This is a genomic window from Clostridium homopropionicum DSM 5847 (assembly GCF_001263795.1).
Taxonomy (GTDB): domain Bacteria; phylum Bacillota; class Clostridia; order Clostridiales; family Clostridiaceae; genus Clostridium_H; species Clostridium_H homopropionicum.
Genome location: NZ_LHUR01000012.1, coordinates 117,114 through 137,932, shown reverse-complemented (window position 1 = coordinate 137,932; position 20,819 = coordinate 117,114). Strand labels below are relative to the sequence as shown.

The window sequence follows — 20,819 nt, the reverse complement described above, 5'->3', positions numbered from 1 at the left end:
TTACAATCATAGAAATCATGTTATCTTAATTCAAGTTTACGAAATACCCAAAGCTTACTTCCGATATAGTTAGAAATAATTGAAAAGCCTGTTGCTACAATTTGAGCTATCATTGCATTTAAATGCAGTTTGCCTGAAAGGGTATACATAACTAATAAATTTATTGAAAGAGACATTAAATTTACAGTAACAAATTTTATAAATTGGTTAAATATTATCTTTTCACTATCATAAAAAGTCCAACGCTTATTTAATATATAACTATTAACCATGCCAACACAATAGCCTAGTATTGAGCTCAATATGTAGTTAATGCCTAGAACTGTATTCAAAATATAAAATGTTGCTAGTGTGAGAAGAGTGTTGGTTCCACCAACAAGACAAAATTTAATAAATATTTTCATGTTTTCACCACCGAAACTTACTTTTTATTTTGTACCATATTCTTTTTCAGTGTTAATATCTTTTCCAACAATGTATAAGAGTTTCTTATCACTCTTTTTCATATTTATTTCTCTATCAATTATATAAAGAGGTCTTCCTTTACTTTCATCATATATCCTTGTAACATATTCTCCAATTACTCCTATAGAGAATATTTGTATACCACCTATAAAAGCAATGGCTATAAAAAGAGAAATCCACCTCAATTCCATAGCTCTAATGCCCAAAATGGAACTTGAAAATAAATAAATAACAGCGATAAATCCTATTGAAAGCGTAATTAGGCCTGCTAATTCAACTAGCTTAATTGGTTTTGATGAAAAAGACAATATACCATCTGAAGCCAGTTTAAGCATTTTTTTTAGTGGGTATTTAGTTTCCCCTGCAAAGCGTTCTTTTCTTTCATACTCCAGCTCAATTTGTCTAAACCCTGCCCAACTGGACATTCCTCTGAGAAATCTATTTTGTTCAGGCATCTTTCTTAAAACTTCTACTACCTTTTTATCTAATAATCTGAAATCTCCCGTATCCATAGGGATTTGGATATCACTCATTTTATTTAGAACTCTATAAAAGGCTTTTGCTGTAAAGAGTTTAAAAAAACTTTCACCATCACGTTTTTTTCTTTTGCCATATACTACTTCATAGCCATTTTCCCATAAATCTATCATTTGAGGTATAAGTTCTGGTGGATCCTGTAGATCAGCATCAATTATAACTACTGCATCACCTTGAGCTTTATCTATTCCAGCAGAAACTGCAATTTGATGGCCAAAGTTTTTTGAAAAATTAATGACCTTTACATTTTGATCCTTAATTGCAATGGCTTCTAACAGTTCAGGAGTTTTATCTGTACTTCCATCATTAATAAAGATTATTTCATAATTTAAGTTAGTAGATAAAGCCACACTAGTAAGTCTTTTATAACATTCTTCTACAACAGCTTCTTCAAAGTACATTGGAACTATTATTGAAATTAGTTTTGAATTCATTATAGTTATCCTCCAAATTACGCTTATTTTCCCACAACTATTTTTCCCTAAAAAGTTTTATTTATTCTCATATGGATAAAATCTATTTCAGCGTATAATTTTTAATCATAACTTACACTTAAGGGGGTACCGGTATATAATCGCATATTTTGGAAACAATAGTGTAAGGAAAAATACAATTGACTTGGAGAAGAATATGATACGAATATTTAACACAAAACCTATGGATAGTATCTTAGATTTTTTTGAAAGGTGCTATTATATTTTCCTTGCTATAATTCTAATGTTTGCAGCATTCAATTTATTTTATAATCTTGGTAATACACCTATAAGCAGTTGGGATGAGGCAAGACATGGGGTTAGTGCTTTTGAGATGATTAAAAATAATAATTATATAGTAAATACCTATGCCTATTCCAATGATTACTGGAACTTAAAACCACCATTAAGCTATTGGGCTATTATAGCCGGATATAAATTATTTGGATATAATGCCTTAGGCTTAAGATTTTTTTCAGCAGTAGCAGCATTATTGACAATATTAGTTGTAGCTATTTTTACCTTAATAAAGCATGGAAGACTAGCATCGATAATTTCAACTGCCGTTCTTACTGCAACAATGCCGTATATAATTGAACACTGTGCAAGAACTGGAGATGCAGATTCTATTTTTATATTATTTTTTACGTTATCTATAATCTCCATGCTAATGATAGAAAAAAGCATTGGCTTTTTATATTGTACTGGAGTTTTTTTTGCTTTTGCATTCCTTGCAAAAAGCTGGCATACAATCAGTATAATTGCTATAGTAGGTTCTTATTTAATATTAAGTGGAATTTTATTCAAATTAAAAGCTAGAGAGTTTATATTATTTTTATTAAGTTCTATCTTGCCTATTTTTATTTGGGGTATTTTTAGATTTACTCAGGATGGTTTAATATTTTTTAAGACCATGATAGATTTTGACTTGTTGAAAAGAACATCAACTACACTTGAAGGACACATTGGAAGTACTTCATTTTATATTGAAAGGTTGCAATTTGGGTATTTTTACTGGCTGCTAGTTTTAGTAAGTTCAGTTGTTTCTCTAACATTACTTTTAGAGCCAGATATAGTTAATAAAAAATTGTTTAATTACATTTTAGCAATTTTCTTGTGGATAGCAGTTCCGTTTTTACTTTATACAAAAGCAAAAACAAAAATATCTTGGTACATACTTCCTATTTATCCTGCTTTAGCTATGAGCTTAGGAGGGGCAGTTAGTGGACTCCTGAAAAGTAAAAAGAGAAACCTGGTGCTACAAATTTTGTTAAGCTTAATGTTATTATTTTCATTTTATAAAAATGAGATATCAATAATAAATATGGTTTCACATAATTCTGTAGATAATGTGCAGGAATTGATAAAAGAACTTGGTTCTATGCTGGAATATAGAGGGAAAAATATATACTCATTGTATAAATCGGAGTCTGCAGATAATCCAGACAGATGGGATCAAAGTTATCTACTATGCTCTGAACTCTATGGAGATATGGTACCAAAAGAGGGAGAAATTGAAGATTTTTTAGAAGATACTACTGATAAGCCGTTATTTTTAGTACCTAAAAATAGTAAGCAAACTCAGAAACTAGATAGGTATAATCTAAAAGTTGTTTTAGAAAATAAATCAGCGTATATTTTTTCTAAATAAAAAATCATATTTTTAGGACATCTGCATATTCACTTTACCATCTCCTTTAGGTAGAATAGATATAATAGGAGGGGATAAGATGAGAAAAGTACTTACTACTTGTGGATATTGTGGATGTGGATGTAATTTTTATTTAAATGTCGAAAACGATGAAATAGTAGGTGTTACCCCTAAAAATAATCATAGTGTAAGTCAGGGAAAACTCTGTGTGAAGGGATGGCAGGGATATAGCTTTGTTCATCATAGAGACAGATTAAAGCAGCCTTTGATAAGAAAAGAAGATGGAGAATTTTACGAGGTAACTTGGGAAGCAGCTATGGACTATATAAGTTCTAAGCTTAAAGAAATTATTGAAAAATATGGCTCTGATGCTATAAGTATATTGTCTTCAGCAAGATGTACAAATGAAGAAAATTATCTCATTGTAAAGCTAGCAAGGGCAATACTAGGTACAAATAATATAGATCATTGTGCGCGCCTTTGTCATAGCCCTACAGTAGCTGGTCTTGTAAAGGCTTTTGGAAGTGGAGCTATGACAAATTCAATAAATGAGATTGAGGATTCAGAGGTCATTTTTGTAATAGGGTCAAATACTACAGAACAACATCCTCTAATTGGAATGAGAATAATAAATGCCGTTAAAAAAAATGGGGCAAAACTTATTGTTGCTGATCCAAGAAAAATTCCGTTGACTGAATATTCAACTATTTATGCCCCTATTAGTCCAGGGAGCAACTTAGCATTTATAAATGGAGTTCTAAATGTAATAATCAATGAAAATTTAATGAATGAAGAATTTATAAAAAATCATACTGAGGGCTTTGAAGAATTTAAGTCCTCTGTGGAAAAATATACACCAGAAGTGGTAGCACCTATTGCTGGAGTCTCTGAAGATACAATAAGAGAGATTGCTAGGCTTTATGCAAAGGCAAAAACTGCATCAATTTTTTATGCCATGGGAATAACACAGCATATAACAGGTACTAGAAATGTGGGAGCTATTGCTAATCTTGCACTATTAGCAGGTCAAATTGGAAAGGAATCCTCAGGTGTAAATCCATTAAGAGGGCAGAATAATGTACAAGGTTCCTGTGATATGGGGGCTCTACCAGATGTTTTACCAGGATATCAAGCTTTAAATAATCCCTCTGTAAGAGAAAAGTTTGCAAAATATTGGGGGGAGGGCTTTGCTAGTGAAATTGGAAAGAGTCTTGTGGAAATGATGGATGGAGCATTCAATGGAGACATAAAAACAATGTTTGTTATGGCTGAAAATCCAATGCTGTCAGACCCTAATCTTAATCATGCCAAGAAGGCTCTTGAAAAACTGGAGCTTCTTGTAGTTCAAGATATCTTTATGTCTGAAACTGCAAAGCTTGCTCATGTAGTTCTTCCTGGAGCTAGTTTTATTGAAAAGGATGGAACTTTTACAAATACAGAGAGACTAGTTCAAAGAGTAAGAAAAGCACTAGAACCTATAGGAAATAGCAAAGCAGATTGGGAAATACTATGTGAATTAATTAAAGCCTTAGGGTATGAAGCAAATTATTCATCACCATCTGATATAATGGAAGAAATAAGAAGCTTAGTTCCAAGCTATGGTGGTATAACTTATGAGAGAATTGAAAAAGAAGGGCTTCAATGGCCTTGCCCAGATATAAATCATCCTGGAACAAAATTTTTGCATAAGGATAAATTTACGAGAGGTCTTGGAAAGTTTACAGTAAATGAATATGAACAATCCTCACAGCAGCCTAGCGAGGAATATCCATTTATTTTAACTACAGGACGTATTCAGTACCATTATCACACAGGAACAATGACAAGAAGATCTTGGGCATTAGATAGAGAATACCCAGGAGGATTTATGGAAATTAATCCTGAAGATGCTGAAAAGCTAAAGCTTAGAGATGGAGGTAAGGTAAAGGTTAGCTCTAAAACAGGGGATATAACAATTGAGATTAGTATAACTGATAAAATTACTCCAGGAGTGGTATTTATTCCATTTCACTTCGCTGAAGCAGCTGTAAATAAGCTAATAGGAGATCAACATGACCCTGTAGTTCAAATTCCAGAGTTCAAAGTTTGTGCTGTAAAGCTAGAGGGGGTGAAATAGATGTTTATAATTGATAAGGATAATTTAAATGACTTATTTAGAAAATGGTCAAAGGAGTCAGAAGTTTACGCACCTCAGGTAGAAGAAGGACAAGTTATGCTTCTTCCTTATGAAGAGGAAAAATTTACAATGGATTATGTAAATTTCGCCTTCCCTGTAAAGGAACATCTATTTAAGCAAAGGGAAATTCTTTTTAACTGGGGAAATAAGAATGGAAGCATAAGTATTGAAACTCCAATAAATATAGATACTAATAAAAGTAAAAGGATATTTTTTGGAGTAAGACCCTGTGAGGTTCATGGAATTAAATATACAGATAAGTTTTTCCTAAAGGGTTACAGAGATGAATTTTATGCTAGAGCAAGAAATTCAGCTTTAATTGCTGCTGTTAATTGCACTGAGCCTGGAGAAAACTGTTTTTGCAGCTCTATGGGTACTGGACCTTTTGCAAGTAGCGGATACGATCTTTTATTTACTCCATTAAAAGATGCATATTTAGTAGAAATAGGAACAGAAAAGGGCAGGGAACTAATACACTGCGTAAAAGAATTATTTACTGAAATCAAGGAAGAGCTACTTCATGAAAAAGAGATTGTGGAGAAAAGTAGTAAAAATAAATTTAAGACTAAAATTAATACAGATAATATTAGTAAAGTACTTGAAGAAAGCTTTAATAGTCCTATATGGAAAGGGCTTTCAAAGGACTGTATAACATGTACAGGGTGCACAAGTTTATGCCCTACCTGCACCTGCTTTAATGTAGTTGAAGAAAGTATAGGGGACAATTGTGGCTGCAGAGTAAGGTATTGGGACTCCTGTCAAAGTGATTCCTTTACAAGAAATGCTCAAAAACACAATCCTAGAAGCAGTGAAGCAAGAGTAAGATATAGAATTTACGATAAATTTAAATATATTGAGGATAAGTTCAACATGAAGGGCTGTAACGGCTGTGGAAGATGCATAAATGTATGTCCGGCAGCAATAAATGTGGTAGAAATAATTAACAAGTTGTCAGATAGTAAATCAGCTTTAGAAAGTAATGGGGGTGAGTAAATGGATATGCATAATCACGGGGAGAGCTGTGTAAATATTTATCTTCCTCAGGTTGCCATTATTAAGGATGTAATTGAAGAAACAAGGAATATAAAAACCTTTATCATGCAGTATGAAGATAAATCACTTCACGATAAAGCTAAGCCAAATGGACAGTTCTACGAAATAACTGTCTTTGGAGTTGGAGAGATTGCTATATCTATACCTTATTCACCTAGCTTAAAGGATAGATTTCAATTTTCAATTAAAAGAACTGGTAAAGTAACTAATGCAATACACAATATGAAAATTGGAGATAGAGTTGGGTTAAGAGGTCCCTTTGGTAAGGGCTTTCCCTATGAGAAATTTAAGAATAGAGATGTGATAATTGTAGGAAGTGGAGTTGGTCTTGCACCAGTTAGAACAATGATAGTGCAGATTTTTGAAAATAGGAAAGACTTTGGCAGGGTTGTTATAATAGGAAGTGCCTTAAGCTATGAAGATTTATTATATAAAAATGATCTAATTTCATGGAGTAAAGAGGAGAATGTTAAAGTTTTATACGCTCTTAGTAATCCAACTACAAAGGTTAAGGCTCATGTTGGGTATATAAATGATTTATTGCCAGATTTAGGATTAGATTGGGAGAATACCTCTGCCATAGTTTGTGCATCTCCAAGGAGAATAAAGGCTGTATCAAAGGATCTAATGAAGCTTGGAATGAAGGCAACTGATATTTATACATCTTTAGAAACCCACATGAGATGCGGAATAGGTAAATGTGGACACTGCAAGGTAGGAAGCAAATACATGTGTATAGATGGTCCTGTATTTAATTATGAGGAAATGCTGGAACTTCCTCCAGAGTTCTAAGGAGTAGATATTTTGAAAAAGTTTGGAACAGCAGTAATCCTATGCGGTGGTAAAAGCAGTAGAATGGGTTTTGATAAGTGTAAGCTGAAAATCAAGGGAAAATTTTTGATAGAGGTTATTGGAGAAAAACTTGAGGAAGTTTTTGATGAAGTAATTCTTTTATCAAATGACGATGATAAGTTTAAACACATGAAGTATAAGGTTTTTAAAGATATAATACCAAATCTAGGACCTATTGGGGCAATTTATTCTGCTTTAAAGTATGCCTCTTCAGAATATGTTTTTATTACTGCGTGCGATATGCCTGTAGTAAATATAAATTTTATTAACTATATGGAAGATATAATCCAAATAGAAGATGTGGAAGGGGTTGTATCTTACAAATCAGATTATATTGAACCTCTTTATGCTTTCTACAGCAAAAGTATGATAGAAAGAATTGAAAAACAAATAAATATACAAAATTATAAGCTTCTTCCAGTGATAAAAAGCAGCAAGGTACATTATATTGATGAGAGTGAAGTGAGGAAGTTCAGTAGTAACTTGGAGATTTTCACAAACTTAAATTATAAAGAAGACCTTAGTTTACTTAGCGAAATATTTTTGGAGGATAGGAAGAAATCATGAAAAGCACAAAGATAGTAAATATAAAAAAAATAAATGCTGCTGCAGAACAAAAGGTAACAGATGAAATAATAGTTGAAAAAATATTAAATATTTTTGTAAATAGAAACTTTTATTTCTCACTTATGTGTACACCTAATGAGATAACTGAACTTACAATTGGCTTCCTATTTGCTGAAGAAATAATTTCTTCTATGGAAGAAGTGGTAAGCATAGAAGAACTAATTGAGAATAATATATGTGTAATTTTAAAAAAAGATTTAGAAAAAGATTTTGAAAAAAGAAAAGCTTTTACTTCTGGCTGTGGAAAAGGCAGCATAGATTTGAGTATTTTTGAGGAATTCAACCTAAAGCCAGTTGAAGGCAATACTAAATACTCAGTAAATGAAATTTTGTCAATGATGAAGGAATTCAATAATAAATCACAGCTTTTTAAAGAAACTGGTGGTGCACATAGCTGCTCTATATGTGATAATACTGGAATAATATACTTTTCAGAGGATATAGGAAGACATAATGCTTTGGACAAGGTTATTGGAAAGTCTATTATGGATAAATTAGATTTAAAGGAAAAGCTTTTGATGACCACGGGAAGAATTTCTTCTGATATAGCTGTAAAAGCTGCAAAAATTGGAATTCCAATTATAGTTTCTCATTCAGCTCCTACAGATATGGCGTTAGATATTGCAAAATCTTGCAACATTACCATGATTGGTTTTGCACGGGGAAATAGAATGAACATCTATTGTGGAGAACATAGAATACTTTAAAAAGTCATATGCAATTTTGCATGTGACTTTTTAAAGCGTTTATAAATACACTTATTTATATAGCATCATTAATTTATTATTTAAAACTGGGTCACTATTAAATTTCCCTCTTAAAGTAGTTGTTGATGTTCTAGCACCAGGCTTTTCGATACCGCGAGTTGTCATGCAGCCATGTTCACCTTCAATAATTACAGCTACATCTTCTGATCCAGTTATTTTCTGCATTATTTCAGCTATATCAGTACCTATTCTTTCTTGAAGCTGAAGCCTTCTTCCTACCATATCTGCTATTCTTGCAATTTTACTTAAGCCAATAATTTTTTTATTAGGAATATAAGCTACAGCCACTTTCATATTATACATTAATGCTAAGTGGTGTTCACAATAGCTGAATATCTCTATATCTTTCATTAAAACCATATCTTGAGGATTTTCTCCAACTGATAAATCCTCTTCAAAGGTTTTATTAAACATTTCTGCAATTTCATCGTTAGTATAACACATTCCCTTGAAGATTTCTTCATACATTTTAGCTACACGATTAGGAGTTTCTATTAGACCTTCTCTATCAGGGTTATCGCCTAATGCAACTAAAATACCTTTGATATGTTCCTCAATTGCTTTTATATCAATTGCCATAATTAAACTCCTCTCTTTTGTACATGAAACAATTTACTGTAAATATCATTATAATACAAATTATAATACAAATAAATTTTTTTTCATACAGAAACTAGGAGGTATATTTGTTGTTTTTTATTTAAGTAGAGTTTATAATTATATATAACACTATAACAAAAGGAGAACGACGATGGAAGAAAATAAAATATTTCAACTGATGGAAAAAATGTATGTTGAAATGCAAAATGGTTTTACACAAGTAAATAAAAAAATAGATAACTTAGATACAAGAATAGATAACTTGGAAACCAAGGTAGATAACTTAGATACAAGAATAGATAACTTGGAAACCAAGGTAGATAACCTAGATACAAGAATAGATAACTTGGAAACCAAGGTAGATAACCTAGATACAAGAATAGATAACTTGGAAACCAAGGTAGATAACCTACATACAAGAATAGATAATTTGGAAACCAAGGTAGATAACCTACATACAAGAATAGATAATTTGGAAACCAAGGTAGATAACCTAGATACAAGAATAGATAATTTGGAAACCAAGGTAGATAATAATACAATACTTCTTGAAAAAGCACATTCTGATATTAAGCTTCTTGCAGAAGGACATGAAAATCTTGTCCGTGCAATTGAAAAACAAGGGGAAAAGATTATGGAGGTTATAGATAAAAACTATTCCTTACATGATATAGCTATAAAAGAACTTTCACGAGATATTAATAAAGGTAAAGAAGCTTATACATATATCCAAAGTATAAAAGATGTACTAACTAACAAAGGTTAGTAAAGCTAAAACCCTTGAAAACACTAAAGTTTTCAAGGGTTTTATGATAGGATATATTTAAAAATATAATTTGATTACTTTAACTAAGGAGGGACGTAGATTAATGAGAGTATTTCTATTCTTATCAAAAGCTCGTAGATACGATGAAGGCTTTAAGAATGCTTTTGCTAATTCTCTTATGTTTTATAACTGCAGCAATATAGGAGTACCTTTGATAACTCTGGTTTTTAGCAGCAATCCGTTCATAATTTATATTGCAAGAATCTTATTTCCAATATCATAGAAGATAATAAAATACATAAGAAAAGGATTGGACGAAAATGGAAAATACACAGGAAAACATATATAGAAATAGATGGAAAATATTATTTAATGTAGTAATGATGACATTCATGGCATGCCTTGACAGCAGCATTATAAATGTTGCATTACCAGTAATGTCAAATAAGCTTCAGGTTACCATGGGTTCTATACAATGGGTAGTTACTATTTATTTGATAGTAATTTCTTCTACAATTCTTATATTTGGAACACTAGGAGATATAATAGGAAAGACTAATGTATTTAAGTTTGGGATTTTAACCTTTACTATAGGTTCCTTATTGTGTGGAATTTCAAATTCACTGCAGTTTCTAGTAATTTCAAGAATGCTTCAGGGACTTGGAGCTGCTGCTGCAATGGCAACAAACCAGGGCATAATCACTCAGGTATTCCCAGGAAATGAAAGAGGAAGAGCATTGGGCATTACAGGAACCTTTGTTGCATTAGGAACTATGGTTGGACCTCCTTTAGGGGGATTCATAGTATCCACTTTAAGCTGGAACTTTATTTTTCTAATTAACATTCCCATTGGATTATTTACATTTATTATGGGTACAAGGATACTTCCAAAGAGAAGCATTAATACTAATAAAAAGTTTAATTTAAAGGAAACTTTTTTGCAGTTTTCTATTTTTAAAAATACACTGTTTTCACTTAGCATTTTCTGTGGATTCATATCCTTTATAGCAATAAGCAGTCCTAATATAATACAGCCTTTTTATTTGCAGAAGGTTCTTAACCTATCTCCATCTAAAACAGGTTTGTTTATGATGATATATCCTATTATTTTATCTATTATCGCTCCAATAAGCGGTTATTTATCAGATAAAATTGGATCAGAAATTCTTACATTTTTAGGATTGATATTTATAAGTTTAGGATTATTTTTTATGTCCAGCTTGAATGAATATTCAAGTCTTTTGACCTTTACAATTTTTGTCTTAATAATGTCTACAGGCAATGGATTATTTCAATCTCCAAATAATTCATTAATAATGTCCTCTGTACCTAAAGATAGGTTAGGTATAGCAGGTAGTATAAATGCTTTGGTTAGAAACCTGGGTATTGTTACAGGTATATCTTTGTCTACTACTCTTCTTTATAATAGAATGAGCTATAAAACTGGATATCCGGTGGATAACTTTATTAAAGGTAGAGAAGATGTATTTGTATATGGTATGAAATATGTATACATTACTACTTCTATCATATGCTTAAGTGGAGCAGCATTAACACTGTGGAGACTATTAAAGAGAAAAAAGCTTAAAAGTATTTAAAATAAAGGTAAGGAAGATTTTTAATGAATAAAATATTAAGGAAATTCTTAAAAGTAATTATTATAATACTAATAACTTTATTTATTGGGATTATATTTTTTGTATACTCTCCAAAAACAAATAACCCCATTGCTAAAAATGGGGTTTTAGATCTTACTAGTTGGGATTTCTATACTAATGGGGATCTGAGCTTAAAAGGAGAATGGGAAATATATTGGGGGCAATTGTTAACTCCTAAGGATTTTGAAGAAACATCAAAAAATAAACCCAATTTAACTGGCTATATTAAAGTACCTTCTAAATGGAAAGTAGATTCAGAAGGAGATATATTTCCAAAGCAAGGATTTGCTACATATAGGTTAGTTATAAAAATGAATCATGTAAAAGATATTTTCGGAATAAAGACAAAGAACATAAGGATGTCAAATAAAATCTATGCAGATAATTTATTAATAGGTGAAAGTGGTAATCCTTCTAGTGATTCTAAATATTATAAGTCAGGTAACACACCATATACTGCGTTCTTTAATGTTCAGGGTAATGAGGTTGATTTAATTATTCAGGTTGCAAATTATGTTTATCCTGATAGTGGGATAATACAAGATATTTATTTTGGATTACAAAAGGACATATTTTTTTTGACAAATATGTCTAGTGCTATGGATATTTCAGGAGCCTTAATTGCATTATTCTTCGCAGTATATCATTTGGGAATTTATTATACTAGAATGAAGGATGTTAGTTTTTTATACTTTGGCATATATCTTTTAACCGTATCAATATTAGTTTTTTTTAGCGGAGAAAAGATATTAATGCAGTTGTTCCCTAATTTATCATTTGAAGTTGCATACAAAATTCAATCTAGTAGTGCAGTTTTAGGATTACTTCCAATACTCTTATTTCTTAAAGCACTAGAAGTAAGTTTAGTACCTAAAAACTTATTGAGTATAGTAAAATATATTTCTATAGCGTACCAAACTATAATAATTATTCTGCCTTACTCAATAGTAAGTTATATGAATAATATATTCTGGATTTTAAATGGCTTTATTTTATTACTGATTTATTATAGAGTTACAAAGGCTTATGTTAAAAATGAATTTGGACAACTTGGTAAAAATGGGTTCAGATTACTCTTAGCTGCAATTATCTGTATTATAATAGTAACAATAAATATAATCTTATATAGTAATGGCTATGTTAAATCAAGTTTAATACAAAATATCTCCTATTTTGGATTAATTATGTTCATAGCAATTTTACTAGCTTATAGATATTCAGTAGCCTATTTAAAAATGGAAGCAATGTCAGAAAAGCTTATAAATATAGATAAATTAAAGGATGAATTTATTGCTAAAACCTCTCACGAAATTAAAACACCTCTACATGGAATTATCAATATATCAGAATCTTTACTTGAAGAAAAGTCTCTTAACTCAAAGGATGAGGAAAACAAAAATATAAACTTAATTAAAAACATGGCATTAAGTTTATCAAATTTAGTAAATGATTTACTTGATATTACAAGAATAAAAAATAATGAATTAAAACTAGAATTAACTTCAGTGGATATAAAAGTTTGTACTGAAGTGGTATTTGAAGTTTTTAACTTTATAATCAAGGGTAAAAATATAAGATTTATTAACGATTTATCTCCTGACATTTTAGTAGTAGCTGATGAAAACAGAATTAGACAAGTTTTGTATAACTTAATCAGTAATGCTATAAAGCATACTCATAATGGAACTATTCGAATAAAAAGTAAAATAGACGGGGATATGGTACTTATTTCGGTGGAGGATACTGGTTCAGGAATACCAAAGGATAAGCATGAAATAATTTTTGATGCCTATGAAAAAGGGGAAGAAATATTTGATTCTGATCATTCATCTCTTGGACTTGGGCTATATATAAGTAGACAACTTATTCAGCGTATGGGAGGAAAGCTTTTTTTAGAATGGTCAGAGGTTGGGATAGGTTCAAAATTTACTTTCTCTCTTCCATGCTTAATGAAAGAAAGTAATTCAAAAATAAGTGATAAAATAATTTTAAAAGAAGCTTCTAATAATTTATTAAATGGGGAGAAAGATAGATTAGAAATAATAAGAGGCAATAGATATACAATTCTTGTAGTTGATGATGAAATATCGAATATTCATGTTATGCTTAATATATTTTTAAGAGAAGGCTATGATATTTTGTCTGCTTTTTCAGGAGAAGAAGCTTTAACCAAAATAAATAGTAGTAGAATTGATCTAGTTATTTTAGATGTTATGATGCCAGGAATGTCTGGTATTGATGTATGTAGAAAGATTAGAGAAGAGTATTCTTTAATAGATTTACCTATATTAATTTCAACTGTTAGAAGTTCACCAAAGGATATATTGTTAGGTTTTGAGGCAGGGGCAAATGATTTTATTTCAAAGCCATTCGATTCAAAAATTATGCAATCAAGAGTAAAAACTTTGATAATGATGAAAAAATCTTTTGAAGATGCTTTAAAGAATGAAATGGCTTTTTTACAAGCACAAATTAAGCCGCATTTTCTCTACAATGTAATAAGCACTATAATTTCTTTATGCTATACCGATAGTGAAAGTGCAGCTAAATTACTTTCTGATTTTAGTAAGTATTTAAGATTGACCTTTAATATTGATAATACAACTATGCTGGTATCTCTTGAAAAAGAAATAGAACTCACTAAGGTATATGTGGAAATTGAGAAAGTACGATTTGGCGATAGGATTCAAATAGAGTATCATATTGATTCAAAGCTTTTATCTTCAAATATTCCACCTCTTACAATTCAACCTTTAGTAGAAAACGCCATACGACATGGAATTTGTAAAAAGGAAGCTGGAGGGACAGTATTTTTATCAGTTGTGCAAGAAAGAGATAAGATTAGAATTCGGGTTAAAGATACCGGAGTAGGAATAAGTGAAGAAAAGATTATCATGTTAAAAAACAATAAGAAAAAGAAAAGCGGCGTAGGGTTTTCGAATATTCAAAAGAGAATTTTAAAATATAATGAAGCTTCAATAAATATAGAAAGCATAGAAAATCAGGGAACTATTGTTGAAATACTATTGCCTATGTCTATATGATTATAAAAATTAACTGATTAATATATAGATGAATTGGGGGAATAAAATGTTTAATGCAGTTGTGGTGGAAGATGAGAAACCTATTTTAGATTTGATGAAAATACTTATTTCTAAAAATGAATATTTAAATGTAATAGGAGAATTTACAAGTTCCAAAGAGGCATTATCGAATATTTCTAAGCTAAAACCACAGGTTGTTTTTTTAGATGTGGAAATGCCGGGAATGAATGGAATAGAACTAGCACGAGAAATTACAAAGTATAATGAAAATATAGAAGTTATTTTTGTAACTGCTTATGAAAAGTATGCAGTGGAAGCCTTTAAAGTAAGTGCAATAAATTATATTCTAAAACCGATTACTGAAGATGAGATTAATTTTACGGTTGCTAGGCTTTTAAAGAAAAATGTAAAAGCAGCAAATAAAAAGAAAGAAAAAAAATATAAAGTTTATTGCCTAGGAAACCTAAAGCTTTATGAAGGTTCTAAAAACTTAGAAATAAAATGGCCTACTGCAAAGACAGAAGAATTATTTTCATTTCTTATTTATCATAAAGGAGAGATAATAAATAAATGGAATCTATGTGAAACTCTATGGAGTTCAAAGGATCCTAACAGCGCAGAACATAACCTTCATAATACAATTTATAGATTAAAAAGTACTCTAAAAAAATTTGGTATAAACCATGTAATACAATATGAAGCAAAGGGCTATAAGATAAATTTAAATGATTTTTATTGTGATGCATTCGAGTACGAAAATTTTGTAGATAATATAGTAAAAATTAATGATGAGAATATAGAAAAATATGAGAAAATGATAACTCTATACAAGGGCAATCTCTATGGAGATAAAGATTATATCTGGGGGCTGGATTGGCAGGAAAAATTAAGAAACTCCTTTTCAGATTTAATAAAAACTGCCTATCCATATTATATGGAACAAAAAAATTACAATAAAGCTGAAGAACAATTAAAGAGACTTCTACAGATAAATCCTTTTGATGAAGAAGCCCACGAGCTTTTACAAAAGGTGTACTACTATATGGGAGATAGATTAAAATTAGTAAACCATTATGAGCAATTAAGAAATATTTTAAAGAGAGAACTAAATATAGATATTAAAGAGAGTACAAAGAAACTACACAAAGAGTGCATATTATCTTTGGAGAAAAGAGGAAAAATCTTATGATATAATTAAGCTATATTATTGGAGTAGATGAAACTAATTTATAAAATGCTAGAGTTTTTCTATTTGCAAATCTTGTTAGTGATTAACTAGCACAACGAGTTATATTAATAAAAGTTTACATATGACTGAACACATTACCACTTAATTTACTTATAGCATATAATAAAATATTCATACTAATAAAGGAGCTGGGTGGCAATGGAAGAATACGATGTTAGTTTAAATGGAATTACTAATCCTCTGAATATACCAAAAAAGTTTAAAAATATTCCAAATACAACTTTATATAAAAAAAATATTATAGATTGCAATGAAAAATTAATAAATCTAAGAAAAATATTAAGCATTGATATTGTACTAGACATTAATAATGGTTTTAAAAATAAAAATAATGTTTCCATAATAGGAGATGAAAAAATTTCAATTACTTATATCCAGAATACTTTCAATAATGATGTAAAAAAAGTAAATTATAAGTTCCCATTTATTGGAGAAATTCAATATCCTATTGAAAATTTTAAAGTAAATCAAGTTTATGCTGCTGTTACAAAATTAAAATATAAATTAACTAATTCAAAAAATATAGTTTTAGAAAATTGGATTTTTTTAGCGCCATTAATTAATGAATTAGATTCTCATACAAATAGTAATATACAAACAAACAGTAATTTAGAGAATATAGACTTGAATAACAATAAAGGCGTAGATATAATAATTGATTATGATATGAACTTAGATAATTAATTCTCTGATTACCATAATTCTATCACAAAATCATTTATCAGCTATTATAATATATTATCCATATAATTATTAATAAATATGGATAATATATGGAGGTGCAAAAAATGAATAACTTAAATATGGATATAGAAGAAAAAAACTTCTTTAGTGAAAAAAATGATTTTGTAAATAATTGCTGTGAAATAAATTTTAGAGTCTGTGAACTTTGCAAAACTACTAGGTGTAGCTTAGATATTAATAATAATTTATCAAGACTTCTAAGAGTAAAAGTAAATTTAAGAAATTGTTGTATAGGAAAAGAAATATCTGTTGCTTGTGTAATCTTTGATAATATGAACAATATATTAGCTTACAAAACCAGAACTTTTATTGTAGACAATAATAATCATCTACTTTTAAAAGGATCTCAGCTAGAAAATAAGAATGATTGTGATTCAAAATGTTGTAGAAACAATTGTACAGATGTAGAGAAACTATTTACTTTTGTACTTCCAGCTGATGATATATGTTCTCCATTAACTGTAAGGGCTAAAGTAATTGCAAATTATACCTCTGTTCAATGTAGATAGTTGAAAAATATAAGTATGAAATTAAAGTGTATTAGTTCCCATATAAAGTATGTAGGAATTAATGCACTTTTTTATTTAGAGTATATCCAAATTTTTTGTGAGAATTTTGAGAGAACTATATATTAAAATAAATAAAGGCAAATGTTTACACATTCAATATGAAACAATAATTTCTATTTATTGGAGGAATTTCTATGAAAATATTAGTGACAGGTGGAGCTGGCTTTATAGGATCTAATTTAGTAGATAAGCTAGTACAGTTGAAACATGAAGTAATAATTGTAGATAATCTTTCTAGTGGCAAAAAAGAAAACTTAAATAATAATTGTATATTTTATAATTTAGATATATTAGACAAAAATTTATTTAAAGTGGTTGAAAAAGAAAATCCAAGTGTAGTATTCCATTTAGCCGCTCAAGTGGATGTTGGGAAATCTTTTATAAATCCTTATGAAGATGCTATGACTAATGTACTTGGAACAATAAATATTTTAGAAGCTTGTAGAAAATATAGGGTTAGAAAAATTATTTTTGCCTCAAGTGCAGCTGTTTATGGAATTCCTCAATATTTAGGGTTAGATGAAAAACATATTACTAAACCCATATCATTTTATGGGTATTCAAAGCTTACATCTGAGAACTATATTCAAATGTATTCTAATGCATATGAGTTAGATTATTCAATTTTAAGATATGCAAATGTATATGGAACAAGACAGAATTACAATGGAGAAGGCGGAGTAATAGCAATATTTATTAATAAAGTTTTAAATGCAGAAATACCTCATATTTATGGAGATGGAAATCAAAATAGAGATTTTATTTATGTAGATGATGTAGTAAATGCTAATATTTCGGCAATAAATAAAGGAAGCAAAACTATTTTAAATATTGGAACTGGAAAAAGCACTAGTATTAATGAGCTTTATGAAATCATAAAAGTAAGTATGAACACAGAAATAACTCCTATTTATATGGAAGAGAGAAAAGGTGATATAAAAGAAAGCTATTTTAATGTTTCTTTAGCAAATGTAAATTTGGGATGGAATAGTAAGTATCCTTTAAATATTGGCATAGAAAAAACTATATCTTACTATTTAAGAAGAAAGTATACTGAGCTAAATGCTTAGGAGGTAGAAATTGAATATAAAAAATGCTAATTTAATAATTGCTTTTCTATTGATAATAATTTCTGTAATAAGCTATTATAAGTTTATAAAAAATTATAATGAATTAAATAAAGTAAGAAGCTTTAAAATTTACTATGGTTCTATAAACGATTCCATATTAGAAGATATGACAAAATATGAATTGATAATTGCTGAAGCTGCTCATTTTCAAAAAGAAGATGTGGATAAAATAAAAAGAGAAAATTCGACTATATTAATAGGATATTTATCAGTATTAGAAGTAGGAAATTGGGATAAAGAAATATTAAAAAAGATGGATACAGATAATTTCTTAAAAGTAAATGGGAAAAAGGTATTTAATGAGAAATACAATAATTATCTAGGAAATATAGGACAAGAATATTTTAGAAAGGTACTGATTAGTACACTTGAGGAAAGGATTATTTCTAAAGGTTTTGATGGAGTATTTCTTGATACAGTAGATTGGGTAAATTACTATGAAAAAGACGAGGAAGTTTATATAAATTTGCTTAAGGGTTATGAAGAACTCTTAAAAGAAGTAAAAGATAAATTTCCAAACATATATATAATTCAAAATAGGGGCTTTGGCAATTTATTAGATTTAAGCAGTAAATATGTTGATGGAGTATTGTGGGAAAATTTTAAATTACAAAGTTCTAATGATGAAATAATCAGAAACCAGTTAATAAGATTAGAAAAGAAAAAAGATATTTCTATCTTTACTGTTTCATTTCAAAATCAATTAGAGAACCAAAAGCTGTCTGAAAAGCTGGGATGGAAATATTTTAAACTTGAAAATGGCGGTTCTTTTAATAAGTGGCAATAAGGAGGAAAAGAGTGTACAAGAAGTTATTATGCTTATTATTGTGCAGTTTGATAGTAGTTTTAAGTTCCTGTTCTTCAGGAAAATTTTTGAAAAGCACTAATTCTAATAAACCCCTAGAAGACAATGAAAAAGCTTATGAACAGGATTCCATAAATGAAGTAAAAGAACTCTATGTTACTGTAGTTCCTACAAAAAAGAAAAACGTTAAGCAATATACTTTTAAAGATTTAAATGAAAGCAATGGCTATGCAGATGAAGAAGACATAGAATTAGATGTAATAGTGCAGGAGAGAAAAAATGGTCAATTAAATCCAGATTGTTTTGGTTATGGCTTGACAACAGCTAATGGAACCATAACTCAAAGGGGGCAGTCTGCAAGAATTGCTGAGCAAAAGTCCTTTAAGATTAAGCTTATGAAAGAAGGTGGGCTTTGGTATGGGAATGAAGTTATTAATCTTAATAAGCACCCCTTTGATAAAACAAAAATGAGAAATAAAATGAGTTTTGAATATTTTAAGTTAGTTCCTCAAGTAATTAGTCTCAGAACAAATTTTGTACATTTATTTATTAAGGATTTTAGTGAAGAAAATTATAATGAAGAATATAAAGACTTTGGATTATTCACTCAAATAGAAAATTTAGATAAAAATTTTCTTAAAAATCATGGACTAGACTCAAAAGGGGCTTTATATAAAGCAGAGAATTTTGAGTTTTATAGATATGAAGATAATATTAAAACCGTAGATGATCCAGATTATAATGAGGTAAAATTTGAGGAGATATTAGAAGTAAAAGGAGAAGAACAACATCAAAAGCTAATTAGTATGCTAGATGCAGTGAATAATCCTCTTATTAATATAAATGAAGTTATAGATAAGTATTTTGATAGAGAAAACTATATAACTTGGATGGCTATTAATATACTGCTTGATAATATTGATACAGCAAGCCGGAACTTTTGCCTTTATAGTCCTAAGGATAGTGACAAATGGTATTTTATACCCTGGGATTATGATAAAGGTTGGGGAGGTTACAGATATAGCAGAGGAGAATGGCAGCAAGGAATGACAAATTATTGGGGAGTAGTTCTTCATAAAAGATTTCTCCAAAATAAAGACAATATTAAACAGCTTACTAATAAGATAGAAGAATTAAAAAAGATTTTTACAAAAGAAAAGACAAAAGAATTTGTAAATATGTATAAACCAATAGTATTGGAATATTTAAATCGGGAGCCTGATAAGATAGAAAAAGCTTCAGAGCTCAATAAAATAATTAAAGAAATAGATGATATGCCTGCTTTAATTGATTCAAATATAAAGAGATATTATGAAAGCTTAGAAAAGCCAATGCCTATTTTCATGGGGAAAGTACTAGATTATGGAAGCTACAACGTATTTACATGGAATGAAGCCTATGATTTTAATAAGGATTATGTTGAATACATTTTAGACATTAGTAAGACTCCAGACTTTGAAAATATAATATATCATAAAGATGGTATTAGAGATATTCAGCATATAGTAAAGGATTTACAACCAGGAAAGTATTTTTGGAGGCTGACAATAAAAGATTCTAAAGGTAATATACAACAACCCTTTGATATATATAAGGTTAAAGCAACAGAGTCATATTATTTTGGAGTACAACAATTTTATGTAAACTAAAGAA

The 20,819-nt window shown here is 29.5% G+C and carries 19 protein-coding genes; 16 read left to right on the top strand and 3 right to left on the bottom strand.

Features of this window, described 5'->3' with window-relative positions:
• Positions 1 to 20 precede the first annotated feature (20 nt).
• Together CLHOM_RS04100 and CLHOM_RS04095 are read right to left on the bottom strand one after the other, a co-directional pair.
• A complete protein-coding gene (locus CLHOM_RS04100) occupies positions 21 to 404 on the bottom strand; it encodes a GtrA family protein (protein ID WP_052220421.1) in 384 nt (127 codons plus the stop codon).
• 24 nt (positions 405 to 428) lie between these two features.
• Entirely contained in the window at positions 429 to 1,436 is a 1,008-nt protein-coding gene (locus tag CLHOM_RS04095; RefSeq protein WP_052220420.1) for a glycosyltransferase family 2 protein, read from the bottom strand.
• 196 nt (positions 1,437 to 1,632) lie between these two features.
• Between CLHOM_RS04095 and CLHOM_RS04090 the strand changes: the two genes are divergently transcribed.
• From CLHOM_RS04090 to fdhD, 6 genes are all read left to right on the top strand, one after another.
• A complete protein-coding gene (locus tag CLHOM_RS04090; protein WP_242846732.1) occupies positions 1,633 to 3,126 on the top strand; it encodes an ArnT family glycosyltransferase in 1,494 nt (497 codons plus the stop codon).
• Between the two features lie 79 nt (positions 3,127 to 3,205).
• Positions 3,206 to 5,242, top strand: coding sequence for a formate dehydrogenase subunit alpha (gene fdhF / locus CLHOM_RS04085; protein WP_052220419.1), 2,037 nt, complete (start codon positions 3,206 to 3,208; stop codon positions 5,240 to 5,242).
• Entirely contained in the window at positions 5,243 to 6,295 is a 1,053-nt protein-coding gene (locus CLHOM_RS04080) for a 4Fe-4S dicluster domain-containing protein (RefSeq protein ID WP_052220418.1), read from the top strand.
• The gene (locus CLHOM_RS04075; protein ID WP_052220417.1) at positions 6,296 to 7,147 is read left to right on the top strand and encodes an FAD/NAD(P)-binding protein; all 852 of its coding nucleotides are present in this window, start codon (positions 6,296 to 6,298) and stop codon (positions 7,145 to 7,147) included. It abuts the gene before it with no gap.
• A gap of 12 nt (positions 7,148 to 7,159) precedes the next feature.
• Positions 7,160 to 7,774, top strand: coding sequence for a molybdenum cofactor guanylyltransferase (locus CLHOM_RS04070; RefSeq protein WP_052220416.1), 615 nt, complete (start codon positions 7,160 to 7,162; stop codon positions 7,772 to 7,774).
• On the top strand, positions 7,771 to 8,541 hold the full coding sequence (fdhD, locus tag CLHOM_RS04065; protein WP_052220415.1) for a formate dehydrogenase accessory sulfurtransferase FdhD: 771 nt from the start codon (positions 7,771 to 7,773) through the stop codon (positions 8,539 to 8,541). Before CLHOM_RS04070 ends, fdhD begins: the two co-directional genes overlap by 4 nt.
• 51 nt (positions 8,542 to 8,592) lie before the next feature.
• Here fdhD and folE read toward each other — a convergent pair whose 3' ends face one another.
• Complete coding sequence (gene folE, locus CLHOM_RS04060) at positions 8,593 to 9,180, bottom strand: GTP cyclohydrolase I FolE (RefSeq protein ID WP_052220414.1); 588 nt, start codon at positions 9,178 to 9,180, stop codon at positions 8,593 to 8,595.
• Positions 9,181 to 9,352: 172 nt separating this feature from the next.
• Between folE and CLHOM_RS04055 the strand changes: the two genes are divergently transcribed.
• The 10 genes from CLHOM_RS04055 (at position 9,353) to CLHOM_RS04010 (ending at position 20,815) form a co-directional block, all read left to right on the top strand.
• A complete protein-coding gene (locus tag CLHOM_RS04055; RefSeq protein WP_052220413.1) occupies positions 9,353 to 9,967 on the top strand; it encodes a coiled-coil domain-containing protein in 615 nt (204 codons plus the stop codon).
• A 103-nt stretch (positions 9,968 to 10,070) separates the two neighbouring features.
• Positions 10,071 to 10,250 (top strand): hypothetical protein, encoded by a 180-nt coding sequence (locus tag CLHOM_RS04050; RefSeq protein ID WP_052220412.1) that lies wholly within the window; start codon positions 10,071 to 10,073, stop codon positions 10,248 to 10,250.
• A gap of 37 nt (positions 10,251 to 10,287) precedes the next feature.
• Positions 10,288 to 11,565 (top strand): MFS transporter, encoded by a 1,278-nt coding sequence (locus CLHOM_RS04045; protein ID WP_052220411.1) that lies wholly within the window; start codon positions 10,288 to 10,290, stop codon positions 11,563 to 11,565.
• A 23-nt stretch (positions 11,566 to 11,588) separates the two neighbouring features.
• Entirely contained in the window at positions 11,589 to 14,669 is a 3,081-nt protein-coding gene (locus CLHOM_RS04040; protein ID WP_052220410.1) for an ATP-binding protein, read from the top strand.
• 46 nt (positions 14,670 to 14,715) lie between these two features.
• Positions 14,716 to 15,858 carry a response regulator gene (locus tag CLHOM_RS04035; RefSeq protein WP_052220409.1) on the top strand — a complete coding sequence of 381 codons (1,143 nt, stop codon included), beginning with the start codon at positions 14,716 to 14,718 and terminating at the stop codon, positions 15,856 to 15,858.
• A gap of 198 nt (positions 15,859 to 16,056) precedes the next feature.
• Complete coding sequence (locus CLHOM_RS04030; protein ID WP_052220408.1) at positions 16,057 to 16,602, top strand: hypothetical protein; 546 nt, start codon at positions 16,057 to 16,059, stop codon at positions 16,600 to 16,602.
• A 104-nt stretch (positions 16,603 to 16,706) separates the two neighbouring features.
• The gene (locus tag CLHOM_RS04025) at positions 16,707 to 17,171 is read left to right on the top strand and encodes a hypothetical protein (RefSeq protein WP_052220407.1); all 465 of its coding nucleotides are present in this window, start codon (positions 16,707 to 16,709) and stop codon (positions 17,169 to 17,171) included.
• 194 nt (positions 17,172 to 17,365) lie between these two features.
• Entirely contained in the window at positions 17,366 to 18,301 is a 936-nt protein-coding gene (locus tag CLHOM_RS04020; protein WP_052220406.1) for an NAD-dependent epimerase/dehydratase family protein, read from the top strand.
• Positions 18,302 to 18,311: 10 nt separating this feature from the next.
• Positions 18,312 to 19,148 carry a putative glycoside hydrolase gene (locus CLHOM_RS04015; RefSeq protein WP_052220405.1) on the top strand — a complete coding sequence of 279 codons (837 nt, stop codon included), beginning with the start codon at positions 18,312 to 18,314 and terminating at the stop codon, positions 19,146 to 19,148.
• A gap of 11 nt (positions 19,149 to 19,159) precedes the next feature.
• Positions 19,160 to 20,815: a CotH kinase family protein gene (locus CLHOM_RS04010; protein ID WP_052220404.1), complete on the top strand. Its 1,656-nt coding sequence runs from the start codon at positions 19,160 to 19,162 to the stop codon at positions 20,813 to 20,815.
• The last annotated feature ends 4 nt before the right edge of the window (positions 20,816 to 20,819 follow it).